The organism is Streptomyces lycii (assembly GCF_009735685.1).
GTDB lineage: Bacteria > Actinomycetota > Actinomycetes > Streptomycetales > Streptomycetaceae > Streptomyces > Streptomyces lycii.
Genome location: NZ_WHPN01000243.1, coordinates 3,597 through 23,226, shown reverse-complemented (window position 1 = coordinate 23,226; position 19,630 = coordinate 3,597). Strand labels below are relative to the sequence as shown.

At 72.5% G+C, this 19,630-nt stretch carries 16 protein-coding genes and 1 tRNA gene; 12 read left to right on the top strand and 5 right to left on the bottom strand.

Translation table 11 applies throughout. The features are described 5' to 3' along the window. Together GCU69_RS10015 and GCU69_RS10010 are read right to left on the bottom strand one after the other, a co-directional pair. Positions 1–128 (bottom strand): DUF202 domain-containing protein (locus GCU69_RS10015; RefSeq protein ID WP_235978372.1); only part of this gene is annotated, 128 nt, incomplete at its 3' end. Next, positions 113–520: a YidH family protein gene (locus GCU69_RS10010; RefSeq protein WP_098751124.1), complete on the bottom strand. Its 408-nt coding sequence runs from the start codon at positions 518–520 to the stop codon at positions 113–115. The genes GCU69_RS10015 and GCU69_RS10010, both read right to left, overlap by 16 nt. A gap of 397 nt (positions 521–917) precedes the next feature. Here GCU69_RS10010 and GCU69_RS10005 point away from each other — a divergent pair, with 397 nt between their 5' ends. From GCU69_RS10005 to GCU69_RS09995, 3 genes are all read left to right on the top strand, one after another. Beyond that, positions 918–1,877 carry a hypothetical protein gene (locus GCU69_RS10005; RefSeq protein WP_156205720.1) on the top strand — a complete coding sequence of 320 codons (960 nt, stop codon included), beginning with the start codon at positions 918–920 and terminating at the stop codon, positions 1,875–1,877. 40 nt (positions 1,878–1,917) lie between these two features. After that, the gene (locus GCU69_RS10000; protein WP_156205719.1) at positions 1,918–3,465 is read left to right on the top strand and encodes an APC family permease; all 1,548 of its coding nucleotides are present in this window, start codon (positions 1,918–1,920) and stop codon (positions 3,463–3,465) included. 191 nt (positions 3,466–3,656) lie between these two features. Next, positions 3,657–5,489: an AMP-dependent synthetase/ligase gene (locus GCU69_RS09995; protein WP_098751123.1), complete on the top strand. Its 1,833-nt coding sequence runs from the start codon at positions 3,657–3,659 to the stop codon at positions 5,487–5,489. Between the two features lie 18 nt (positions 5,490–5,507). Here GCU69_RS09995 and glxA read toward each other — a convergent pair whose 3' ends face one another. After that, complete coding sequence (gene glxA, locus GCU69_RS09990; protein WP_098751099.1) at positions 5,508–7,430, bottom strand: radical copper oxidase GlxA; 1,923 nt, start codon at positions 7,428–7,430, stop codon at positions 5,508–5,510. After that, a complete protein-coding gene (locus tag GCU69_RS09985; protein WP_156205718.1) occupies positions 7,418–9,370 on the bottom strand; it encodes a glycosyltransferase family 2 protein in 1,953 nt (650 codons plus the stop codon). The genes glxA and GCU69_RS09985 overlap by 13 nt, the downstream gene beginning before the upstream one ends. Positions 9,371–9,741: 371 nt before the next feature. Between GCU69_RS09985 and GCU69_RS09980 the strand changes: the two genes are divergently transcribed. The 6 genes from GCU69_RS09980 to GCU69_RS09955 all read left to right on the top strand — a co-directional run bounded on the left by GCU69_RS09980 (position 9,742) and on the right by GCU69_RS09955 (position 16,209). Next, complete coding sequence (locus tag GCU69_RS09980; protein ID WP_098751098.1) at positions 9,742–10,395, top strand: response regulator transcription factor; 654 nt, start codon at positions 9,742–9,744, stop codon at positions 10,393–10,395. A gap of 58 nt (positions 10,396–10,453) precedes the next feature. Continuing rightward, on the top strand, positions 10,454–11,737 hold the full coding sequence (locus tag GCU69_RS09975) for a sensor histidine kinase (protein WP_156205717.1): 1,284 nt from the start codon (positions 10,454–10,456) through the stop codon (positions 11,735–11,737). A 473-nt stretch (positions 11,738–12,210) separates the two neighbouring features. Beyond that, a complete protein-coding gene (locus GCU69_RS09970; RefSeq protein ID WP_156205716.1) occupies positions 12,211–12,780 on the top strand; it encodes a hypothetical protein in 570 nt (189 codons plus the stop codon). After that, entirely contained in the window at positions 12,777–14,204 is a 1,428-nt protein-coding gene (locus GCU69_RS09965; RefSeq protein WP_156205715.1) for a peptidoglycan-binding domain-containing protein, read from the top strand. Before GCU69_RS09970 ends, GCU69_RS09965 begins: the two co-directional genes overlap by 4 nt. Next, positions 14,201–14,941, top strand: coding sequence for an ABC transporter ATP-binding protein (locus GCU69_RS09960; RefSeq protein WP_408055788.1), 741 nt, complete (start codon positions 14,201–14,203; stop codon positions 14,939–14,941). Before GCU69_RS09965 ends, GCU69_RS09960 begins: the two co-directional genes overlap by 4 nt. Positions 14,942–15,036: 95 nt before the next feature. After that, complete coding sequence (locus GCU69_RS09955; RefSeq protein ID WP_156205722.1) at positions 15,037–16,209, top strand: ABC transporter permease; 1,173 nt, start codon at positions 15,037–15,039, stop codon at positions 16,207–16,209. Positions 16,210–16,581: 372 nt separating this feature from the next. Here GCU69_RS09955 and GCU69_RS09950 read toward each other — a convergent pair. Continuing rightward, positions 16,582–16,669, bottom strand: a tRNA-Leu gene (locus GCU69_RS09950). A gap of 202 nt (positions 16,670–16,871) precedes the next feature. Here GCU69_RS09950 and GCU69_RS09945 point away from each other — a divergent pair. From GCU69_RS09945 to GCU69_RS34520, 3 genes are all read left to right on the top strand, one after another. Beyond that, on the top strand, positions 16,872–18,203 hold the full coding sequence (locus GCU69_RS09945) for a M20/M25/M40 family metallo-hydrolase (RefSeq protein WP_098751095.1): 1,332 nt from the start codon (positions 16,872–16,874) through the stop codon (positions 18,201–18,203). A 260-nt stretch (positions 18,204–18,463) separates the two neighbouring features. Beyond that, positions 18,464–18,697, top strand: a complete 234-nt coding sequence (chpH, locus tag GCU69_RS09940; RefSeq protein ID WP_098751094.1) for a chaplin ChpH — start codon at positions 18,464–18,466, stop codon at positions 18,695–18,697. A gap of 136 nt (positions 18,698–18,833) precedes the next feature. Next, complete coding sequence (locus tag GCU69_RS34520; RefSeq protein ID WP_156205714.1) at positions 18,834–19,607, top strand: chaplin; 774 nt, start codon at positions 18,834–18,836, stop codon at positions 19,605–19,607. Positions 19,608–19,630 lie beyond the last annotated feature (23 nt).

Here is a 19,630-nt window from a genome sequence, read left to right as displayed (position 1 = left end):
GCCATCAGCCGGACGGCCAGCACGGCGGCGACCGCGCCCGCGAGCGTCGTACGCCGCCACGCCAGCCGGGTGCGCTCCGGTTGCAGCCCCGGGTCGCGCGGTGCCGAGGGCGTCACCGACCGGCCCAGCCGAAGGCGACCGCGGCCACCATGACCAGCGCGACCACTGCCACCCCGAGCGCCAGCGCGGTCGGGAAGCGGGTGGCGGGCAGGTCCTCGCCGCGCCGCATCGCGCGCTCGCAGCGCACCCAGTGGTTGACGGCCCGGCCGGCGCAGAGCGCGCCGCCGACGAGCAGGGCGACCGCGAGCCCGGTGCGTACCGCCCCGTGCAGGTCCGGCAGGAACTGGGCGACCGCGAAGCCGCCGCCGACGAGCGCGAGGGCGGTCCGCAGCCAGGCGAGGAAGGTCCGTTCGTTCGCGAGTGAGAAGCGGTAGTCGGGAGTGTCCCCCTCCGACCGGATCGCGGACGGGGCGAACCACAGCCGCAGCCCCGCGGTCACCGCACGCACCCTGCGGGACATGTCCACCTGTCAGCTCCTCTGGTCACAGGCCGTGACGGCCTGCCGGTCATCCAATCAAACGGTGGCGGCGAATCGTTCGAGCAATGAAGCCGCATGTCGGCGCTCCGTACGGCCGCACTCCCCGAAGCTACCCGCCATTGCCCGCCGACCTGCGGTGATGTCGCCCACAGGGCGGATGCGCGGGGCAAGGGCGCGTGTCAACAGAAGGTAAATAGAGGCCCGTTGCGGAGGGAGGTCCTCAGTTCAGCCTTGACGGGGAGCCGTGACTACCGCTTTGCTGTGCGTGATCACTGGCCGAGAGGCCGCCGCGCGGACCGCCGACCAGCCGCAGCGGAACAACACAGGGGCCCGTACCCGGGCGGGAAGTGGCGTGTGCCGTGGAGGAAGAAGTTCTGGGATGACTCCTCCGCCTCCCCCACCACCCCTGGGCCGCTCCCGGAACAGGGACAGCTTCTCCTTCGATCCCGCCCTCGACGACATCGACCTGGCCGCCGCCCGTGACGCCCTCGGGCAGGGCCGCTGGGACGAGGTCCGCGAACTGCTCGAGGGGACCGGCCAGGACTGGGACCGCCGCGGCCACCGGCTGGTGGTGCTCGGCCGGACCCCCACCGCGGCGGCCTGGGCCGAGGACTGGCGGATCGCCGACCCCGGCAGCGCCGACGCCGCGGCGCTGTACGCCCACGCCCTGGTCTTCCGCGCACTGCGCGGCAAGGCGAAGCCCGAGGCCGCGCGCGAGATGTGCCGCACCGCGGCCCGGATGGCCCCGGCGGACCCCTCGCCCTGGCTCGGGCTGCTGATCCTCACCCGCCGCACCGGGACCGACGAGGAGCGGCTGCAGATCTTCGACCAGGTGCGCGGCCGGCACCGGGAACACCACCACGCGCACCACCTGATGACGGCCGCCCTCGCGGAACGCCAGCAGGGCACCTCCGACGACCCCTTCCACGAGGTCTACGACTTCGCCTCCTGGGCCGCCGAACAGGCCCCGGCCGACTCGCCGCTGTGTGCGCTGCCCGTGGTCGCGCACGCCGAGCGCTACCGCGTGCTGGCCGAGGCCGGCATCGAGCCGCGGGACCCCGAGCGCTCCGGGCACTGGGACAGCAGACGCGCCCGGCAGGTGATGAAGGCGGCCTTCGACTGGTGGCTGGAGTGGGGCAGCGAGGAGCACCCGCGCCGCATGGTCGACCTCAACTTCCTGGCCCACGCCAAGTTCTACGAGGGCCGGGCGAGCGAGGCGGCCGCCCTGTTCAACCGGATCGGGCGGCACGCCACCGAGGAGCCCTGGTCGTACCCGGACCGGGACCCCCGGAAGGCCTTCCGCGCGGCGAAGGCGGCCGCGACCCGCGGACTGACATGACACGAGAGACCGGCCGACGAATCCAGGTGGAAGGTAAGTCATGCTGACGGACAACGAATCCGGCATCAGCACCTACAAAGGCGAGGAACGCGCCCTGCGCGCCGACCGGATCGGGCTGGGCGGCCTGCTGCTGTCGGTCCTCGCCGCGAGCGCGCCCCTCATGGTGGTCGCGGGTGTCATGCCCACCACATACGCGGTGATGGGCATCGTCGGCCAGCCGCTGCTGTTCGTCCTGCTCGGCGTCGTCCTGGTGCTGTTCAGCGTCGGCTACGCGGAGATGAGCCGGCACGTGCACAACGCCGGTGCCTTCTACGCCTACATCGCCCGCGGCCTCGGCGGCACGGCGGGCGCCGGGGCCTCCGTCGTCGCCCTCGTCGCGTACAGCGCGATGCAGGTCGGGATCTACGGCATCTTCGGCTTCGAGGTCGCCGGACTCGCCGACAAGTACCTCGGCACGACGGTCGCCTGGTGGATACCGTCGGTCCTCGCCGCGCTGATCGTCGGCGTCCTCGGCTGGCTGAAGATCGACCTCAGCGCCAAGGTGCTCGGCGTACTGCTGATCATCGAGTGCGCGATGGTGGTGGTCTTCGACTTCGCGGTGATCGGGGAGCCCGGCCCCGAGGGCCTGTCGCTGGCGGCGTTCAACCCGGAGACGCTGGCCGGAGCGGGCCTCGGCACCGCGCTGTGCTTCGCCTTCGCGTCGTTCGTCGGCTTCGAGCAGGCCCCGGTCTACGCCGAGGAGACCAAGCGCCCGCAGGTCGTCGTCCGCCGCGCGATGTTCCTCGCCGTCGGCTTCGCCGCGATGTTCCTCGCCCTCAGCTCCTGGGCGCTGAACGTGGCCTCCGGCCCCTCCCGGATCGTCTCCGACGCCCAGGAGCAGAGCGCCGGCCTGCTGTTCTTCCTCGCCGAGGGCCGGCTGGGCGGGACCTTCACCGACATCATGCACATCTTCTTCGTGACCGGCATGTTCGCCGCCATGCTCAGCTTCCACAACGTGGTCGCCCGGTACGCCTTCGCCATGGGACGCGAGGGGCTGCTGCCCGCCTCCGTCGGCCGGACCAACCGTGCCAGCGGCGCCCCCGGCACCGGCTCGATGCTGCAGAGCGCCGTCTCGCTGGTCGTGATCCTCGTGTTCGCCGTCACCGACGACAAGCCGCACGGCGACCCCACCGCACCGGTGCTCAACCTGTTCACCTGGATGGGCAACGTCGGCGCGCTCGGCGTCATCGTCCTGATGGCGACCGCGGCCGTCGCGGTCATCGCCTTCTTCGTCCGCCGCGGCGCCGCCCGTGTCCAGGCCTGGCGGCTCGTCTGCTCCGGCATCGCCTGCGCCGCGATGATCACCATCATCGTCTACACGGTCAAGGACTTCGACGTGCTGCTCGGAGCCGAGCCCGACTCGCCGCTGAGCTGGATCCTGCCCGGCATCATCGGGCTCGCCATGGCCGGCGGGCTGGTCTACGGACGCGTGCTGCGTTCCGCCAAGCCGGAGGTGCACCGCCGCATCGGCCTCGGCAACCAGGCGTTCCAGCTGGAGAAGACCGCCACCTCGCAGGCGGCCGCCGCCGGCCGGGAGGGCGACGCGTAGCACCGGAGTCACCAACGGGCCACGGGCGCGGACCGCACTCCGGAAGGGGGCGTCCGCGCCCGTCGTCGGTTCTCCACTCTTTCGGGTGTTGAACGCGTCCCGCCTCTAGGCAGCCCACGTCGGAGGGCGGTAGCTTGCGCCTCCCGGTGCTGCTCGCGGCTCCGGGCCACGGGCTCGAGAGAGGGGACTCGGTGCGCGAACTCAGCCTTCCGCCCCTGGTGCAGACCCTTCGTTCCGGAGGTCTCGCCGACTCCGTGTTCGAAGCCGCCGACACCGATCCGGACCTGGTGCAGTTCTCCCGGGGCGAAGAGGGCCCGGAAGGCATGCGCTGGCTGCCCGTCACGGCCCAGGGATTCCGCACCGAAGTGCTCGCGCTCGCGAAGGGTCTGATCGCGGAAGGCTTACGTCCGGGCGACCGGGTCGCCGTCATGTCCCGCACCCGGTACGAGTGGACGCAGTTCTGCTATGCCATCTGGTCGGTCGGCGCCCAGCTCGTCCCCGTCTACCCGACCTCCTCCGCCGAGCAGGTCCACTGGATCCTCGCCGGCACCCGCGCCGTGGCCGTCGTCGTCGAGGGGGAGGACGACGCCATGACCGTCGGCGCGGTCTGCGACGGACTCCCCGGCCTCCGCAAGATCTGGCAGCTCGACGACGACTGCGTACCGGAGCTGGTCGAACTCGGCCGCGGCGTCCCGGAAATGATGGTCCACCGCTACCGCGCGACGGTACGCCCCGGCTCGGCCGCCACCATCACCTACACCTCCGGGACCACCGGCCGCCCCAAGGGCTGCGTGATCACCCACGCGAACCTCGCCTTCGAGTGCGACACCCTCATCACCGGCTGGCGCGAACTGCTGGCCCCGCCGGGGGAGCAGCCCTCCGTGCTCGCCTATCTCCCGCTCGCCCATGTCTACGGCCTCATGGTGCAGGTCAGCTGCCAGCGGCACGGCATCAGGCTGGGCCACCAGCCGAGTTCCTCCACTGAGGACGTCCTGCGCGGACTCGCCTCGTTCCGGCCGTCGTTCCTGCTGGCCGTACCGCACATGTTCGAGAAGATCTTCCGCCAGGCGCGCCGGACCGCCGAGGAGCACGGCCGGCTGGAGGTCTTCGACAAGGCCGTCGACACCGCCATGCGGTACGCCGAGGCGAAGGAACGGCGCTATCTGGGGCTCGGCCCCGGCCCCAGCCCGTCGCTCCGGGCCCAGCACACGCTGTACGACCGCCCCGTCTACCGGCAGTTGCGCGACGTGTTCGGCGGGCGGGTGCGGCACGCCGTGTCCGGCGGCTCGCCGCTCTCGCGCGAGCTGGGCCTGCTGTTCGCCGGGGCCGGGATCACCGTCTACGACGGCTACGGCCTGACCGAGACCTCCGCGGCCGTCACCGGCCATCCGCTCGGCCGCCCCCGGTTCGGCACCGTCGGCCGTCCGCTGCCCGGCTGCGCCGTCCACATCGCGCCCGACGGTGAGATCTGGGTGCGCGGCCCCAACGTCTTCGCCGGCTATCTGGACGACCGCGCAGGCACCGAGGAGGTGCTGCGCGACGGCTGGCTCGCCACCGGCGACCTCGGCCATCTCGACGACGAGGGCTATCTCCGGCTCACCGGCCGCAAGAAGGACATCATCATCACCAGCAGCGGCAAGAGCGTCTCGCCGCACGTGCTGGAGCAGCGGCTGCGCTGCCATCCCCTCATCTCCCAGTGCATGCTCGTCGGGGACAACAGGCCGTTCGTCTCCGCCCTGATCACACTGGACCGGGAGGCCCTGGTCCACTGGCGGAGGCTGCACTACAAGGAACTGATGGACACCCGGGCGGCGGCCCAGGACGCGGACCTCCAGGAGGAGATCCAGCGCGCGGTCTCCCGGGCGAACACCGCGGTCTCGCGCTCCGAGTCCATTCGCGCGTTCGTGATCCTGCCGGACGAGTTCACCGTCGCCGAGGGGCTGCTCACCCCCTCCCTGAAGCTCCGGCGCGGGGCCGTCGTCAAGGCGTACGCGACCGAGATCGCGAGCCTCTACCAGCCGTGACGGCGGCCCCGCGCGGGCTCAGCCGACGTGCACCCAGGTGGCCTCGGACGGGGTGCCCGCGGAGTCGGTCAGGAAGAGCATGTACCAGCCGCGGGGCAGCAGCGACGGGTCCTCGGGCACCGACAGCGTGACCTTGTTCCCGCGCTGTTCCATGCCGAGGGCCACCGAGCGCTGTTCGACGTCCGTGGTGTGCGTCACCGCGCTCGGGCGCATCAGCCGCGCCGAGGCCGGCTTCCGCTTCGAGGAGACGGTGTACGTCGCGCTGTCGCCGTGGTCCAGCTCCTTCGGGCCGGAGCGCACCTCCGGGCGGGAGTCGCGGTAGAGATAGGGCGGTGTGTAGATCTCGATCCGCTGCTCGAAGGTACCGGTGCGGGTGTTCTCCGGGTCGGCGTAGAGCGGGTCGGAGCCGAACGTGGCCACCCGGCCGTCCGGGAGCAGCAGGGCCTCCGAGTGGTAGTTGCGGCCCACGACCGGAGCGGCGGCCGGTTCGAAGGCGTTCTTCTCCGGGTCGTAGAACTGCGCCCGGAGGATGTCGCTGGCTCCCTTGCCGCGGTAGTCCTCGGCCCCGCCGGTGGTGAAGACGGTGTCGTCCGGCATCAGCACGCTCGACAGATAGCGGGTGCCCTGCGGCAGGTCGGGCCCGGGTACGAACCGGGGCTGCTCCGCGTCCAGGTCCGCGACGGCGGTGCGCGGCGTCGACTTCGGCGACTCTCCCACGCCTCCGCCGCCGAGCACCATCACCTTCTGGTCCTGCGCGGGCGGCAGCAGGACCGAGGCGGAGGTCTCCAGCTGGTCCTGCTCGGTGAGACCGGGCACCGGCCGGAAGGTGTTGTCCTCGACGTTCCACAGACCCGGCCGGCGGCCCTTCTCCGCGGGACCGTAACCGGCGTTGGAACCGGAGTAGAAGAGGTCACCGCTCCGGGTGAGGAACAGGGCGGGGTAGGTGGGGAAATAGCGGTCCGGGGCCTCGGACCACTTCTTGGTCTCAGGGTCGAAGATCTCGTTCTTGCCGTTGATGATCTGGCCCATGTCGTCGAGCCCGGAGACCGCGAGCACCCGGCCGTCCTCGAGCGTGACCAGGGTCGGGTACCAGCGGGCCTCCTCCATGGGGTCGACGGGCATGTAGCGCTCGGCGACCGGGTCGAACTCGAAGGCCACGTCGAGCCCCTGGTAGTCCTGCTTCTGCAGGGTCATGCCCTGGGCCAGTCCGTAGACGTTCTGCCGGTCCTTGCCCCTGAGCCCCTTGATGGTGTACTGCGCGGCCTCGGACTTGACCTGTGACTTGCCCTTGCGCACCGCCTCGACGAACACGCGCTCCTCGCTCGCCGTGACCGTGACCTTGCCGTCGTCGCCCTGCTTCTTGACGGCGGCGGGCACGGTGAACTCCCGTGCCGTGCGGTACTCCCGGCCGTCGGGGGAGCGGAACACGGTGCCCTTGGGGAAGGTGCGGGCGCGGTCCGGGTCCTCGTTCTTGACCAGCATCGGCCCGGCCGCGCGCTCCACCTTGCCGTCGAGGACCTCGTAGCGGGCCGTGCCGCCGGCCACGAGCAGCTTGCCGTCGGGCAGTTGTGCGTGGCCGGAGCAGAACAGGTCCTCGGGGGTGGGGATCAGTTTGAAGGTGTCCTTCACCGGGTCCCACAGCACGGTTTCGAACGTGCCGGCGTCGAACGACTCCTCGTCGTTGCCGGAACCGGCGATCAGCAGCACCTTGCCGGTGTGCAGCAGCGCCGCGTGAATCGCGTTGACCCGGAACTTCTGCGGGACGTCGAGCAGGTCCCAGTGCCCGAACCGGGCCTTGTAGGCGGGCTGGTCGATCTTGTACGCGTGGTAGGTGTGCTCCGCGTAACTGATGGCCGCCGGCGCGTTGAGGCCGGCCAGGACGAGGAAGGCGCCCGCCCCGATGGCGGTGGTGCGGAAGCGCGGGCTGATCAGATGGCGCACAGCGGATCCTTCTCTGCGGTGGTGTCACTCCCGGCGTCGGTGTCGGCAGTGTCTGCGGAGTCGGCGGAGTCGGCGGAGTCGGCGGGGTCGGCGGTGCCGGAGGAGGAGACGGAAACGGAGGCGGACGGGCGGGAGGCGGCGGCCCGCGGCGCGGGGCTGTCGCTGCGGGCGGCGGGCACGGCGGGCCGTCCCGTGCCCGCGCTCCGCTCCCGCCGCAGGCACGCGTACCAGGTCACGAGCGGGGCGAAGCACAGCGCGAGGGCCAGCAGCGCCCAGGTGGTCATGGCGGCGTGCGCGTGGCCGAGGACGAGCGAGACGGCCAGGGAGCCCCCGAACACGACCGCCCAGCCCAGATGGATACGGAACGTGGCCGGCCGGTCGGGGCTCGCCGAGTCGCCCTTGGGCGTGACGACGAAGGAGCTCTTGCGCCGCAGGACCGCGTCGAACAGGGAGCGGGCGTAGATCGGTGCCGAGAGCGCGGACATCGCCATGCCGGCGAGGCCGCCGGAGCCCTCGGGTTCGTGCGGTGAGACGTTGTGCCGCCGGTTCCAGATGTAGAGGCCGATCTGGAGGGCGGCCGCGTCGCTGTAGAGCATCAGCCAGATCTCGGAGGAGACGTGCAGCCCGGAGGCCCCGAGTCCCAGGAAGAGCACGCAGCTGAACGCGGCGAGAATCCAGTTGAGGGCCGTCATCGGGTAATACACGACCATCAGCGTGTAGTTGAGGAACTTGCCCGGCGACAGGGTGGCGGGAGCCTTCCAGAACTGCTTCAGGATGGTCTCGTAGGTGCCGCGGGACCAGCGGAGCTGCTGGGTGAAGAAGTCGGTCCAGGCGCTGGGTCCCTCGCCGACGGCCAGGACGTCGGGGGTGTAGACGGAGCGCCAGGTGCGGCCCGTCTCCGGATTCCGGGCCCGGTGCAGCTCGAAGCCGGTGGCCATGTCCTCGGTGATGGAGTCGAAGAGTCCGCCGATGCCCTTGATGGCGCTGATGCGCACGGCGTTGGAGGTGCCGACGAACATCGGGGCGCCGTAGGCGTTCCCGGCGCGCTGGATGAGGGCGTGGAACAGGAACTGCTGGCTCTCGGCGGCCTTGGTGACGGCGCTGTCGTAGTTGCCGTAGACCTGCGGGCCGATGACGAACGCGACGTCGGGGTCGCGGAAGAAACCGAGCATCCGCTCCAGGTAGTTGGGCAGCGGTACGTGGTCGGTGTCGACGGAGGCGAAGAAGTCGTAGGAGTCGCCGTGGGCGTCGAGCCAGGCGTTGTAGTTGCCGTGCTTGGTACGGGCCCGGTGCGGTCCGGAGGGCCGGTTCCACCGCTCGACGCCCTTGCGGGTGAAGTGGTGTACGCCCAGCCTGGCGCAGACCTCCTTGACCTCGGGATCGTCGCCCTCGTCGAGGAGCCAGACGTGGACCGTGCCCCGGTGCCGGATCCGCACGGCGGCCTCCAGGGTCCGGGTGACCATGTCCAGCGGCTCCTTGCCGGGCACGAAGGACGTCAGGAACGCGACCCGGGTGCCCTCCTCGGGCACCACCGGGACCGGGTCCCGGGCCACGAGTGTCGCGTGCGCGTTCGAGAACACGGTGCACAGCCGGAAGAACTCGATGAGCCCGATCGACACCAGCATCGCCCTGTCCGCGGCGGTCTCCCAGCCGGACACGTACTGCCGCTGCACCCAGTGCGCCGGCTGGAGCAGCCAGACCAGCAGAACGGCCGAGACCACGGGGGCCGCGCAGAGCAGCAGCGCCGCGCGGATCCGGTGCGGTTCCTGCGCGAGCAGGCTGCGGTAGGCCACCCGGTACGGGCGTCCGGGCTCCGTGTCCGGTTCGGTGAGCGGGCCCGCCAGCCTGCTGTATCGCTCGTAGTCGTACACCGGGGCGGCCGCCGGTGCGGACCTCTCCCCGGTCTCGGCCTTGCGGACAACAGAATCGGCTGACGCCATCGATGGCACTCCCGCGGGACTGGCTGGACGGAAACTCCTGATGGCACTGACCCGAATAGCCCGGATTACGTCCTAATTGTCAGGTCATCTACCGAGATGAGAAGGTAACAATCTGTCAGGGCAATTCAGTGGAAATGTGATGTTCGGCGCGCCATGGTAAGGGGCGTCGCAGCGGTCCCCGGCGCCCCCGCCCGCCGCTCTCCGCGCCGGCCTCCGCGCCGCCGCCGCCCGGTACGCTGTGCCGGGTGCGCCGCGGCCGGGGGACGGCCGCGACGGTGGGCTGTGACCGCTGTGTGACCCGGCGCCCGGCATCCTGCCGACCGTGATCAGTCACCGCCGGCGCCGGTCCTGCCGTGTCCCGGGGGTGGGCGATGAGAGTGCTGGTGGTCGAGGACCACGCCGAGCTGGCCGACTCGGTCGCGCGCGTGCTGCGCCGCGAGGGAATGGCCGTGGACGTCGTCCACGACGGCTCCGGCGCACTCGAACGCGCCTCGGTCGTCGAGTACGACGTCGTCGTGCTCGACCGCGATCTCCCGGGCCTGCACGGCGACGCGGTGTGCGGCGCCCTGGCCGCCGAGCCCGTCCGCACCCGGGTGCTGATGCTCACGGCCTCCGGCACCGTCGCCGAACGCGTCGAGGGGCTCAGCCTCGGCGCCGACGACTATCTGCCCAAGCCCTTCGCGTACGCCGAACTCGTCGCGCGGATCCGCGCCGTCGCCCGCCGCGCCCTGCCGGCCCTGCCCCCGGTCCTCGTCCACGGCGATCTGCGGCTCGACCCGGCGCGGCGCACCGCCACCCGGGCCGGGAACGCGCTGGCACTCACCCCGAAGGAGTTCGCGGTGCTCGAACATCTGCTGGCGGCCCAGGGCCGGGCGGTCTCCTCCGAGGAACTCCTCGAACGGGTCTGGGACGAGGCGGCCGACCCGTTCACCACCACGGTCAAGGCGACGGTCAACCGGCTGCGCAGCAAACTCGGCCCGCCGCCGGTCGTGGAGACCGTGCCGCGCGGCGGCTACCGGATCTGAGGCGCCGGTGCGCCCGCCGGCCGTGACCCGCGCCGTCCCCCGCCCGGTGCCCCGCCTGATGTCCCGCCTGTTGCAGGGCCTCGTGGCGCGGCTGACGCCCCGCCGGGTGCGGATGCGCCTCACCCTGCTCTACGGCGTGCTGTTCGTCGCCTCCGGTGCCGTGCTGCTGGCGATCACCTACTTCCTGGTCGCCCGCCGTTCGGGCACCGTCCTGTTCACGGCCCGCGGGGGACGCGTCGACGCCGGGGCTCCGGACGCCGCGCCGTTCCCGGGCCCCGGCTCCGGGCCGGAGGGACGGCTCGGAACCGTCGCGGAGGCGTTCCGCCGGCAGGCGGCGCGCCAGCACCAGGAGGAGATGCAGCACCTCCTGGTCCAGTCGGGCATAGCGCTGGCCATCATGTCGGTGCTCGCGATCGGTCTCGGCTGGCTCGTCGCCGGGCGGGTGCTGCGCCCGCTGCGCACGATGACCGGCACGATCCGCCGTATCTCCGCGCGGAACGTCCACGAGCGGCTCGCGGCGCGCGGCCCCGACGACGAGCTGAAGGACCTCGCCGACACCGTCGACGGGCTCCTCGGCCGGCTGGAGACGGCGCTCGACTCGCACAAACGCTTCGTCGCCAACGCGGCCCACGAACTGCGCACCCCGCTCACCCTCGAACACGCGCTGCTCGAGGAGACGCTCATCGACCGGGAGGCCACCGTGGAGTCGTTCCGGGCGAACTTCGAGCGCCTGCTGCACACGAGCAAACAGCAGGCCCGGCTGCTGGAGTCGCTGCTCACCCTGTCGGGCAGCGAACGCGGCCTGGAACACCCGGAGCCGCTGGACCTCTCCGCACCGGCCGAGAACGTGCTGGGGGCCCGCCGGCCCGAGGCCGGGCGGCGGGGCGTCGGCATCCGCGCCCGGATCGCACCCGTGCCGGTCTCGGGCGACCCCGCGCTGATCGAACGCCTGATGGCGAACCTCGTCGACAACGCGCTGCACTACAACGTCCCCGGCGGCCGGGTGGAGTTCACCACCGGGATCCGGGACGGGCGGGCCGTCGTCTCCGTCGAGAACACCGGGCCCGAGGTTCCCCCCGACCAGGTGGCACGGCTGTTCGAGCCGTTCCAGCGGATGGGGCGCGCCGCCGGGGACGGACACCACGGGCTCGGGCTGTCGATCGTCCGTTCCATCGCCGTCGCCCACGACGCCGCCTGCACCGCGCGGGCGCGGCCCTCGGGCGGCCTGGCCGTGGAGGTCTCGTTCCCGCTGCGCGGGGACGGCGGTGCGGGAAACGGCCGGCACCGCCCGCGCGCAGCACGGGGGCGCGGGCGGGCACTGCCGACCGGCACTTCGCCGTAGCCGGGGCGCGGGCGGCACTGCCGACCCCGGCAGCTCGCCGTAGCCGGGGCGCGGCAGTTGGGCGCGAGCGCCGGATGGCGGGTACGTGGGTGTGCGGGAGCGCGGGAGCGCGGGGCACGGCGGACCCGAGAAGGCCGTCGTGCCGCTCGCGGGCACGGCGCACGGCCGGGACGGTCGGGGATCCGGTGGCGTACGAGTCCGCCGTGCCGCTCGGCGTGGGCGTCCCCGGGAGCGGGCGGGCACCCGGTGCGGCCGGTGTCCGGGCGGCCGGTGCCCGGGCGGTGGGCACCGGGGGACGTGCGAGGCCGCCGTGCCGCAGGGGCGTGGCGCGTGCCGGGCGGGCGTGGCGGGGGCGGGGCGGCTGATGCGGGCGGCTGGTGCCCGGGGGTGGCGGGGGCCGGGCGGCGGGTGCCCGGGCCGTGGCGGCTCTTCTGTGCCCGCCGTGTGACCGGCCGCCCCGTAGAACCGTGTCCATGTTCACCTCAGTCACCTCATTCACCTCATCCCGGCGGTTCGCGGCGCCTGCCCTGCTGGCCGCGTCCGTCCTCCTCGCCGGGACCGTGCTCACGGCCTGTTCGGACGAGTCCGGTGCGGCGACGGCCGACAAGGGCACGGGCGACAGCGCCTCTTCGCCGGACAGCTCCTTCGACCGGGCCCTGGAGTACGCGCAGTGCATGCGCGACAACGGCGTCCCCGACTTCCCCGACCCGCAGCAGGACAGCGGCGGCGTCCGGATCTCCCCGGGCGGCGACCCGAACGCGCCGGAGCACCGGAAGGCCCAGGAGGCCTGCCGCGACAAGATGCCGCAGGGCCGGGGCGGCGGCGGCAGCCTCGACTCCGCCAAGGTCGCGGCCTGGGCGGAGTGCATCCGGGAGAACGGCCTGCCCGAGTTCCCGGACCCCGAGATCGACGGCGGCAACATGGTGCTGGACCTGGGGAGCACGGGCATCAAGCCGGAGGACATCGAGAAGCCCCGCAAGGAGTGCCAGGACAAGTACCCGGGCGGCGGCATGATGGTGCGCGGCGGAGGTGGCGCGCCGTGACCTCCACCGACCGGGCCGGCGATCCCCGCGCCGAAGAGGAACCGGGCGCAGCCCCACAGGCCCGTACCGCCGGAGCACCGGGGCCTGCCGTCCCCGGAGCCGCCGGATCCCTCGCCGCCGCCTACACGGGCGCAGACGCCGCCGACACGGAGGCAGACGCCGCCGACGCGGGCGCAGAAGCGGCCGACTCGGGTGCAGACGTCTCCGACGGTGCCACTGGTCCCACCGGGCCCCGCCCCCGCGCCCGCCGTCCGCTGCGGACCTCCGGAATCGTGCTCGTCGCGATCACCGTGGCCGCCGCCGCCGGAGTCGCCGCGACCGGAGCCCTCGGCGGCGAGAGCGACGGCTCCGCCTCCACCGCCCCCACCGCTCCGCCGAACACCACGAAGGTGGAACGGACCACGCTGACCGCGACGGAGACCGTGGACGGGAGCCTCGGCTACGGCGACCTGTCCACCCTTCAGGCCCCTGCCGCGCCCGGCACGACGGGCACGGACAGCGGTACGGACTCCGGCAGCGGGCAGTCCGCGCCGGGCGGCGGGCCCGCGCCGGACGACGCGTCACAGGGGGCCGGGATCATCACCTGGCTGCCCGACGACGGGACCACGATCCGGCGCGGCGAGACCGTGTACAGCGTGGACGACCGCGCGGTGCCGCTGCTGTACGGCTCGACACCCTTCTACCGCACCCTGGCACCCGGCACCGGGGGCGACGACGTCGAGATCCTGGAGAAGAACCTGTCCGAACTCGGCTACACCGGCTTCACCGTCGACGAGGAGTACACCACCGGTACGGCCGGGGCCGTCCGGGACTGGCAGGAGGACCTCGGGCGCGCGGAGACCGGCACCGTGGCCCCGGGCGACGCCGTGGTGGCCGAGGGCGCCCGGCGCGTCGCCGAGGTGCGGACCGTGCCCGGCGCCGCGCCGAGCGGGGCGCTCCTCACCTGGAGCGACACCGAACGCGTCGTCACCGTCGACCTCGACGTCCAGTACGAGGATCTCGTCGAGAAGGGCACCGGAGCCGGGATCGTGCTCCCCGACGGCACCACCGCCGAGGGCGAGGTCACCGCGGTCGGAACCCCCGCCACCCCCGAGGAGGAAGCCGCGGCCTCCGGTGGCTCCGGTCCGGCCGAGGACGAAGAGCCCACCCTGCCGGTGGAGTTCGCCGTCCGGGACCAGAAGAAGCTCGGCAGCTACCAGGCGGCCTCCGTGGACGTCACCCTGAAGGCCGGGACCCGTGAGAACGTCCTCGTGGTCCCGGTCAGCGCCCTGGTGGCACGGCCCGGCGGCGGCTACGCCGTCGAGGCGGCCGGGCCGGACGGCACCGAGTACCTTCCGGTGGAGCTCGGCATGTTCGCCGCCGGCAAGGTCGAGATCAGCGGTGACGGCATCGAGGACGGACTCTCCGTGGGGGTCCCGAAGTGATCCGTCCGCAAGCGGTCCGTACGCCCCGGCCGGTCGTCGAACTGACCGCGGTCGCCAAGGAGTACGGCGAGGTGACCGCCCTGCGCGGCGCCGACCTGACTGTCCGGCGCGGTGAACTGCTCGCCGTCGTCGGCCCCTCCGGCTCGGGCAAGTCCACGCTGCTCAACATCATGGGCACCCTCGACCGGCCGTCGGCCGGCACGGTGCGCGTCGACGGCCACGACATCGACGCCCTGAGCGACCGCGAACTGTCCGCGCTGCGGGCCGGCACCATCGGCTTCGTCTTCCAGCAGTTCCATCTCGCCCCCGGCGTCCCGGCCCTCGACAGCGTCGCCGACGGGCTGCTCTACAGCGGCACGCCGCGCGGCCAACGGCGGGCCGCCGCCGAACGCGCGCTGCGCCGGGTGGGCCTCGGCCACCGGCTGCACCACCAGCCGCACCAGCTCTCCGGCGGCGAGAAGCAGCGCGTGGCCATCGCCCGGGCGGTGCTCGGAGATCCGCCGCTGCTGCTGGCCGACGAACCGACGGGAGCGCTGGACTCCCGCTCCGGCGCCGTCGTCATCGAGCTGCTGAACGAGCTGCACGAGGCCGGCACCACCGTGGTGGTCATCACCCACGACCGGGACATCGCAGCCACCCTGCCCCGCGAGGTCCGGGTCCGGGACGGCCGTGTCGAGCACGATTCCGGGGTGCGGCAGACGCCGCGCGCCCCCGTTCCGCAGGAGGCCGCACGGTGAGCACACCGGACACCATGAGGCGCGCCGGGCGGCCGGGCGCCCGGCTGCCGGTGACCGCGCGACCGCCCGCGCCGCCCCGCCCCGTGCCGGCCCGGATGGCAGTCCGCGACGTCGTACGGGCCGGCGGCTCGGGCCTGCGCTCCCGGCCCCTGCGCGTCTTCCTCTCGGCGCTGGGCATCGCCATCGGCATCGCCGCCATGGTCGCGGTCGTGGGCATCTCCAGCTCCTCGGGTGAGAACCTCGACCGCCGGCTCTCGGCGCTGGGCACGAACCTGCTCACCGTCACCCCGGGCCAGTCCTTCAGCGGGGACCGGGCCCAACTGCCCGCGGAATCCGTCGCGATGATCGGCAACCTGCCCGCGGTGGAATCCGTGTCGGCCCTCGGCAAGACGGATGCCAAAGTCTACCGGAACGACCACGTCCCCGTACAGCAGACCGGCGGCCTGACCGTCAGCGCGGCCCGCGCCGACCTGCCGGGGACCGTCGGCGCCGACATCACCGACGGACGCTGGCTGAACGCCGCCAACGGCCGCTATCCGGCCGTGGTCCTCGGGGCCCGGGCCGCCGCCCAGCTCGGCGTGCACCGCGCCGGGCCGGAGGTCCAGGTCTGGCTCGGGGAGCAGTGGTTCACCGTCGTCGGGCTGCTGGCGCCCAACGAACTCGTACCGGACCTCGACTCCTCGGCACTGGTCGGCTGGACCGTCGCGGAACGGGAACTGGGCTTCGCGGGCCGTCCGACGACGCTCTACACCCGGGCGGAGGAATCCTCCGTGCCGGAGGTCCAGGCCGTGCTCGGAGCGACCGCCAACCCGGAGAACCCCAGCGAGGCCGAGGTGTCCCGGCCCTCGGACGTGCTGGCCGCGAAGGAGGCGACGGACGACACGCTCAGCGCCCTGCTTCTGGGACTTGGCGGGGTGGCGCTGCTCGTGGGCGGCGTGGGCGTGGCCAACACCATGGTCATCTCGGTGCTGGAACGGCGCTCCGAGATCGGGCTCCGCCGCTCGCTCGGCGCCACCCGGGGACAGATCCGCACCCAGTTCCTCGCCGAGGCGCTGCTGCTCTCCGCGCTCGGCGGCGTCGGCGGCGTGCTGCTGGGCATCGGGGTCACCGGCGGCTACGCGCTCTCGCAGAACTGGCCCTCGGTGGTGCCGGTGTGGGCGATGGCCGGTGGCATCGGCGCCACCGTGGCCGTCGGCGGCCTGGCCGGCTTCTACCCGGCGCTGCGCGCGGCCCGGCTGCCGCCCACCGAAGCCCTGGCGACGAGCTGACCAGGCGTCGCGGAGGTGCCGGGGCCGTGGCGCACGTCCCGGGCAGCACCCCGGCGGCCACCCGGCCGTGGGGCGTCGGCCACGGCACCGGCCACGGCACCGGGCGGCGCGCGATACGGAGAGAGGCGCGCGGTCCGGGGACGCTGAAGCAGCGGAGCCGGCCGGCCCCGTAGCAGCGGTGGCCGCTCGCCCGGACGCCAGGGGGAGGGGCCCACAACGCACAGCACAACGCACCGGTCACCACGGCGGACGGAACGCACCACGCACGTGGCGCCACGGCGGACGGAAAGACGGAAAGGCGGAAAGGCGGAAAAGGGGGGCACACAAAAAATTGGTGCCGGTCGGCCGACCGGCACCGATCATGAGCCACGATGGTGTCCGAGGGGGGACTTGAACCCCCACGCCCGATAAAGGGCACTAGCACCTCAAGCTAGCGCGTCTGCCATTCCGCCACCCGGACGAGGTGTGCGCCGCCCCGGCCACGGCCTCGGCGACGTGGAAAACCATAGCAAACATCCGGGGGCGCCCGATCACCCGGCGCCCCGCCGGGCCGGGCACCCCGGCAGTCTTGGGGACCGGCTCCCGGCGCGGGAGGATGGCAGCGGAACCCGCCCGGGCCGGCCGGCTCGGCCGGCCCGGGCAGCGAAACTGGAGGAGGCAGCGTGAGCGAGTCGCAACCCCCCGCGGCGACCACCGTCACCGGCGAGGACGAGGTCGTCGACCTGTGCCGGGACCTGATCCGGATCGACACCAGCAACTACGGGGACGGCTCCGGTCCGGGGGAGCGCGCCGCCGCCGAGTACGTCGCCGAACAACTCGCCGAGGTCGGGCTGGAACCGCGGATTTTCGAGTCGCGGCCGGGCCGGGCCTCGACGGTGGCGCGCATCGAGGGCGAGGACCCGTCGCGGCCCGCGCTCCTCATCCACGGCCACACCGATGTCGTACCGGCCAACGCCGAGGACTGGACGCACCATCCGTTCTCCGGCGAGATCGCGGACGGCTGTGTGTGGGGCCGGGGCGCGGTCGACATGAAGGACATGGACGCGATGACGCTCGCCGTCGTGCGGGACCGGCTGCGCAGCGGCCGCAAGCCGCCGCGCGACATCGTGCTGGCGTTCCTCGCGGACGAGGAGGCGGGCGGTGTGTACGGCGCCCGGCACCTGGTCGACAACCACCCGGACCTCTTCGAGGGCGTGACCGAGGCGATCGGAGAGGTCGGCGGCTTCTCGTTCACGGTCAACGAGAACCTGCGGCTCTATCTGGTGGAGACCGCGCAGAAGGGCATGCACTGGATGCGGCTCACCGTGGACGGCACCGCCGGGCACGGCTCGATGACCAATGACGACAACGCCATCACGGAACTGTGCGAGGCGGTCGGCCGGCTCGGCCGGCACAAGTGGCCGATCCGGGTCACCAAGACCGTACGAGCCTTCCTCGACGAGCTGTCCGACGCCCTCGGCACGCCGCTCGACCCGGAGAACATGGAGGAGACGCTCGCCAAGCTCGGCGGCATCGCGAAGATCATCGGTGCGACGCTGCAGAACACCGCGGCGCCCACCATGCTCGGCGCCGGCTACAAGGTGAACGTCATCCCCGGACAGGCCACCGCGCATGTCGACGGACGTTTCCTGCCCGGCCTGGAGGAGGAGTTCCTCGCCGACCTGGACCGGATCCTCGGCCCGCGGGTACGGCGCGAGGACGTGCACGCTGACAAGGCGCTGGAGACCAATTTCGACGGCTCGCTCGTCGACGCCATGCAGCACGCGCTGAAGGCCGAGGACCCGATCGCGCGCGCCGTGCCGTACTGCCTCTCCGGGGGCACGGACGCCAAGTCCTTCGACGACCTCGGCATCCGGTGCTTCGGCTTCGCGCCGCTCAAGCTGCCCCCGGAGCTGGACTTCGCGGGGATGTTCCACGGTGTGGACGAGCGGGTGCCGGTGGACGGACTCACCTTCGGCGTACGGGTGCTGGACCGGTTCCTCGACCGCTGCTGAGCGGACCGGCCGCCGCCCGGCGGTCCGGCGGTGGCGGCGGACGCCACCGCCGGACGTCTGCTCAGCAGGTCCGGCGGTGGCAGGGAGCGGCAGGCAGCGGCGGGAAGCGGCAGGCAAGACCGTCGCCGGACGTCAACTCCGGGTTATTTCCTCGCTGGAACGGGTGAAGGGTCATATCGCCTCGTACCCGGATTCCCCCCTCCTCGTTACAAGGAGTGCGGTCCGCAGTTGGGATCGCACTTGCCAACAAGGAGGAATACATGATCAAGAAGGTCGTCGCTGCTGCGGCTGCCACCGGCGGTCTCGTGCTCGCGGGTGCGGGTGTGGCCGTTGCCGACTCGGGTGCCAAGGGTGCCGCTGTGCACTCCCCGGGCATCGTGTCGGGCAACGTCATCCAGGTCCCCGTTCACGCGCCGGTGAATGTCTGTGGCAACACGGTCTCCGTGATCGGGCTGCTGAACCCCGCCTTCGGCAACACCTGCGTCAACGCCTGACGTTGCGCAGGCCCGTAAGGGTGTGACCCCAGGCGGCCCCGGACTGCACGCCATGCATTCCGGGGCCGTCGGGTTTCCGGCGAGCGGGCGACAGGTCCGCGAGCTTTCGATTGGCAGAAGCGTAAGGAACGAACCCATGCGACACGTCGCGAGGAAAAGCCTGATCACCGTAGCGGCCGCGGGTGGCGTACTCGCCGCCGGCGGCGGTTACGCATTCGCGGACTCCAGCGCCGAGGGCGCCGCCGCCCATTCGCCCGGAGTGCTCTCCGGCAACACCGTGCAGGCCCCGGTGAACGCCCCGGTCAACGTCTGCGGGAACACCGTGAGCGTGGTCGGAGCACTCAACCCCGCCGCCGGGAACAACTGCGCCAACGAGTCCGACGGGCACGCCGGCGGTCACCACGGGGGCAACCACCACGGCGGCGGGGCCACGGCCGAGGGCGGCAGCAGCCATTCTCCGGGTGTCGGCTCCGGCAACACCGTCCAGGTGCCGGTGAACGGCCCGGTCAACGTCTGCGGCAACAGCGTGAACGTCGGCGGTGCGCTCAACCCGGCCATGGGCAACGAGTGCGCCAACGACTCGGATCACCACCCGGGCAAACCGGACCACCCGGACCACCCGGACCACCCGGACCACCCGGACCAGCCGGAGACTCCGGACGAGCCGGAGACTCCGGACGAGCCGAAGAGCCCGGAGGAGCCGAAGTCGCCGGAGAACCCGGAGGACAAGCCGAAGGCCCCCGAGGACGAGGCCGAGAAGCCGGCCGAGGAAGTCGTCGTCACCCAGCACGAGGGCACCGACGAGCTGGCGCAGACGGGCAGCGACTCGCTGGCGCTCACCCTGCCGATCAGCGCGGGTCTGCTGCTCGGCGGAGCGCTGCTCTACCGCCGCTCACGCGTGAAGGCCTGACGTTCCGGACGTGCGCGGCCCGG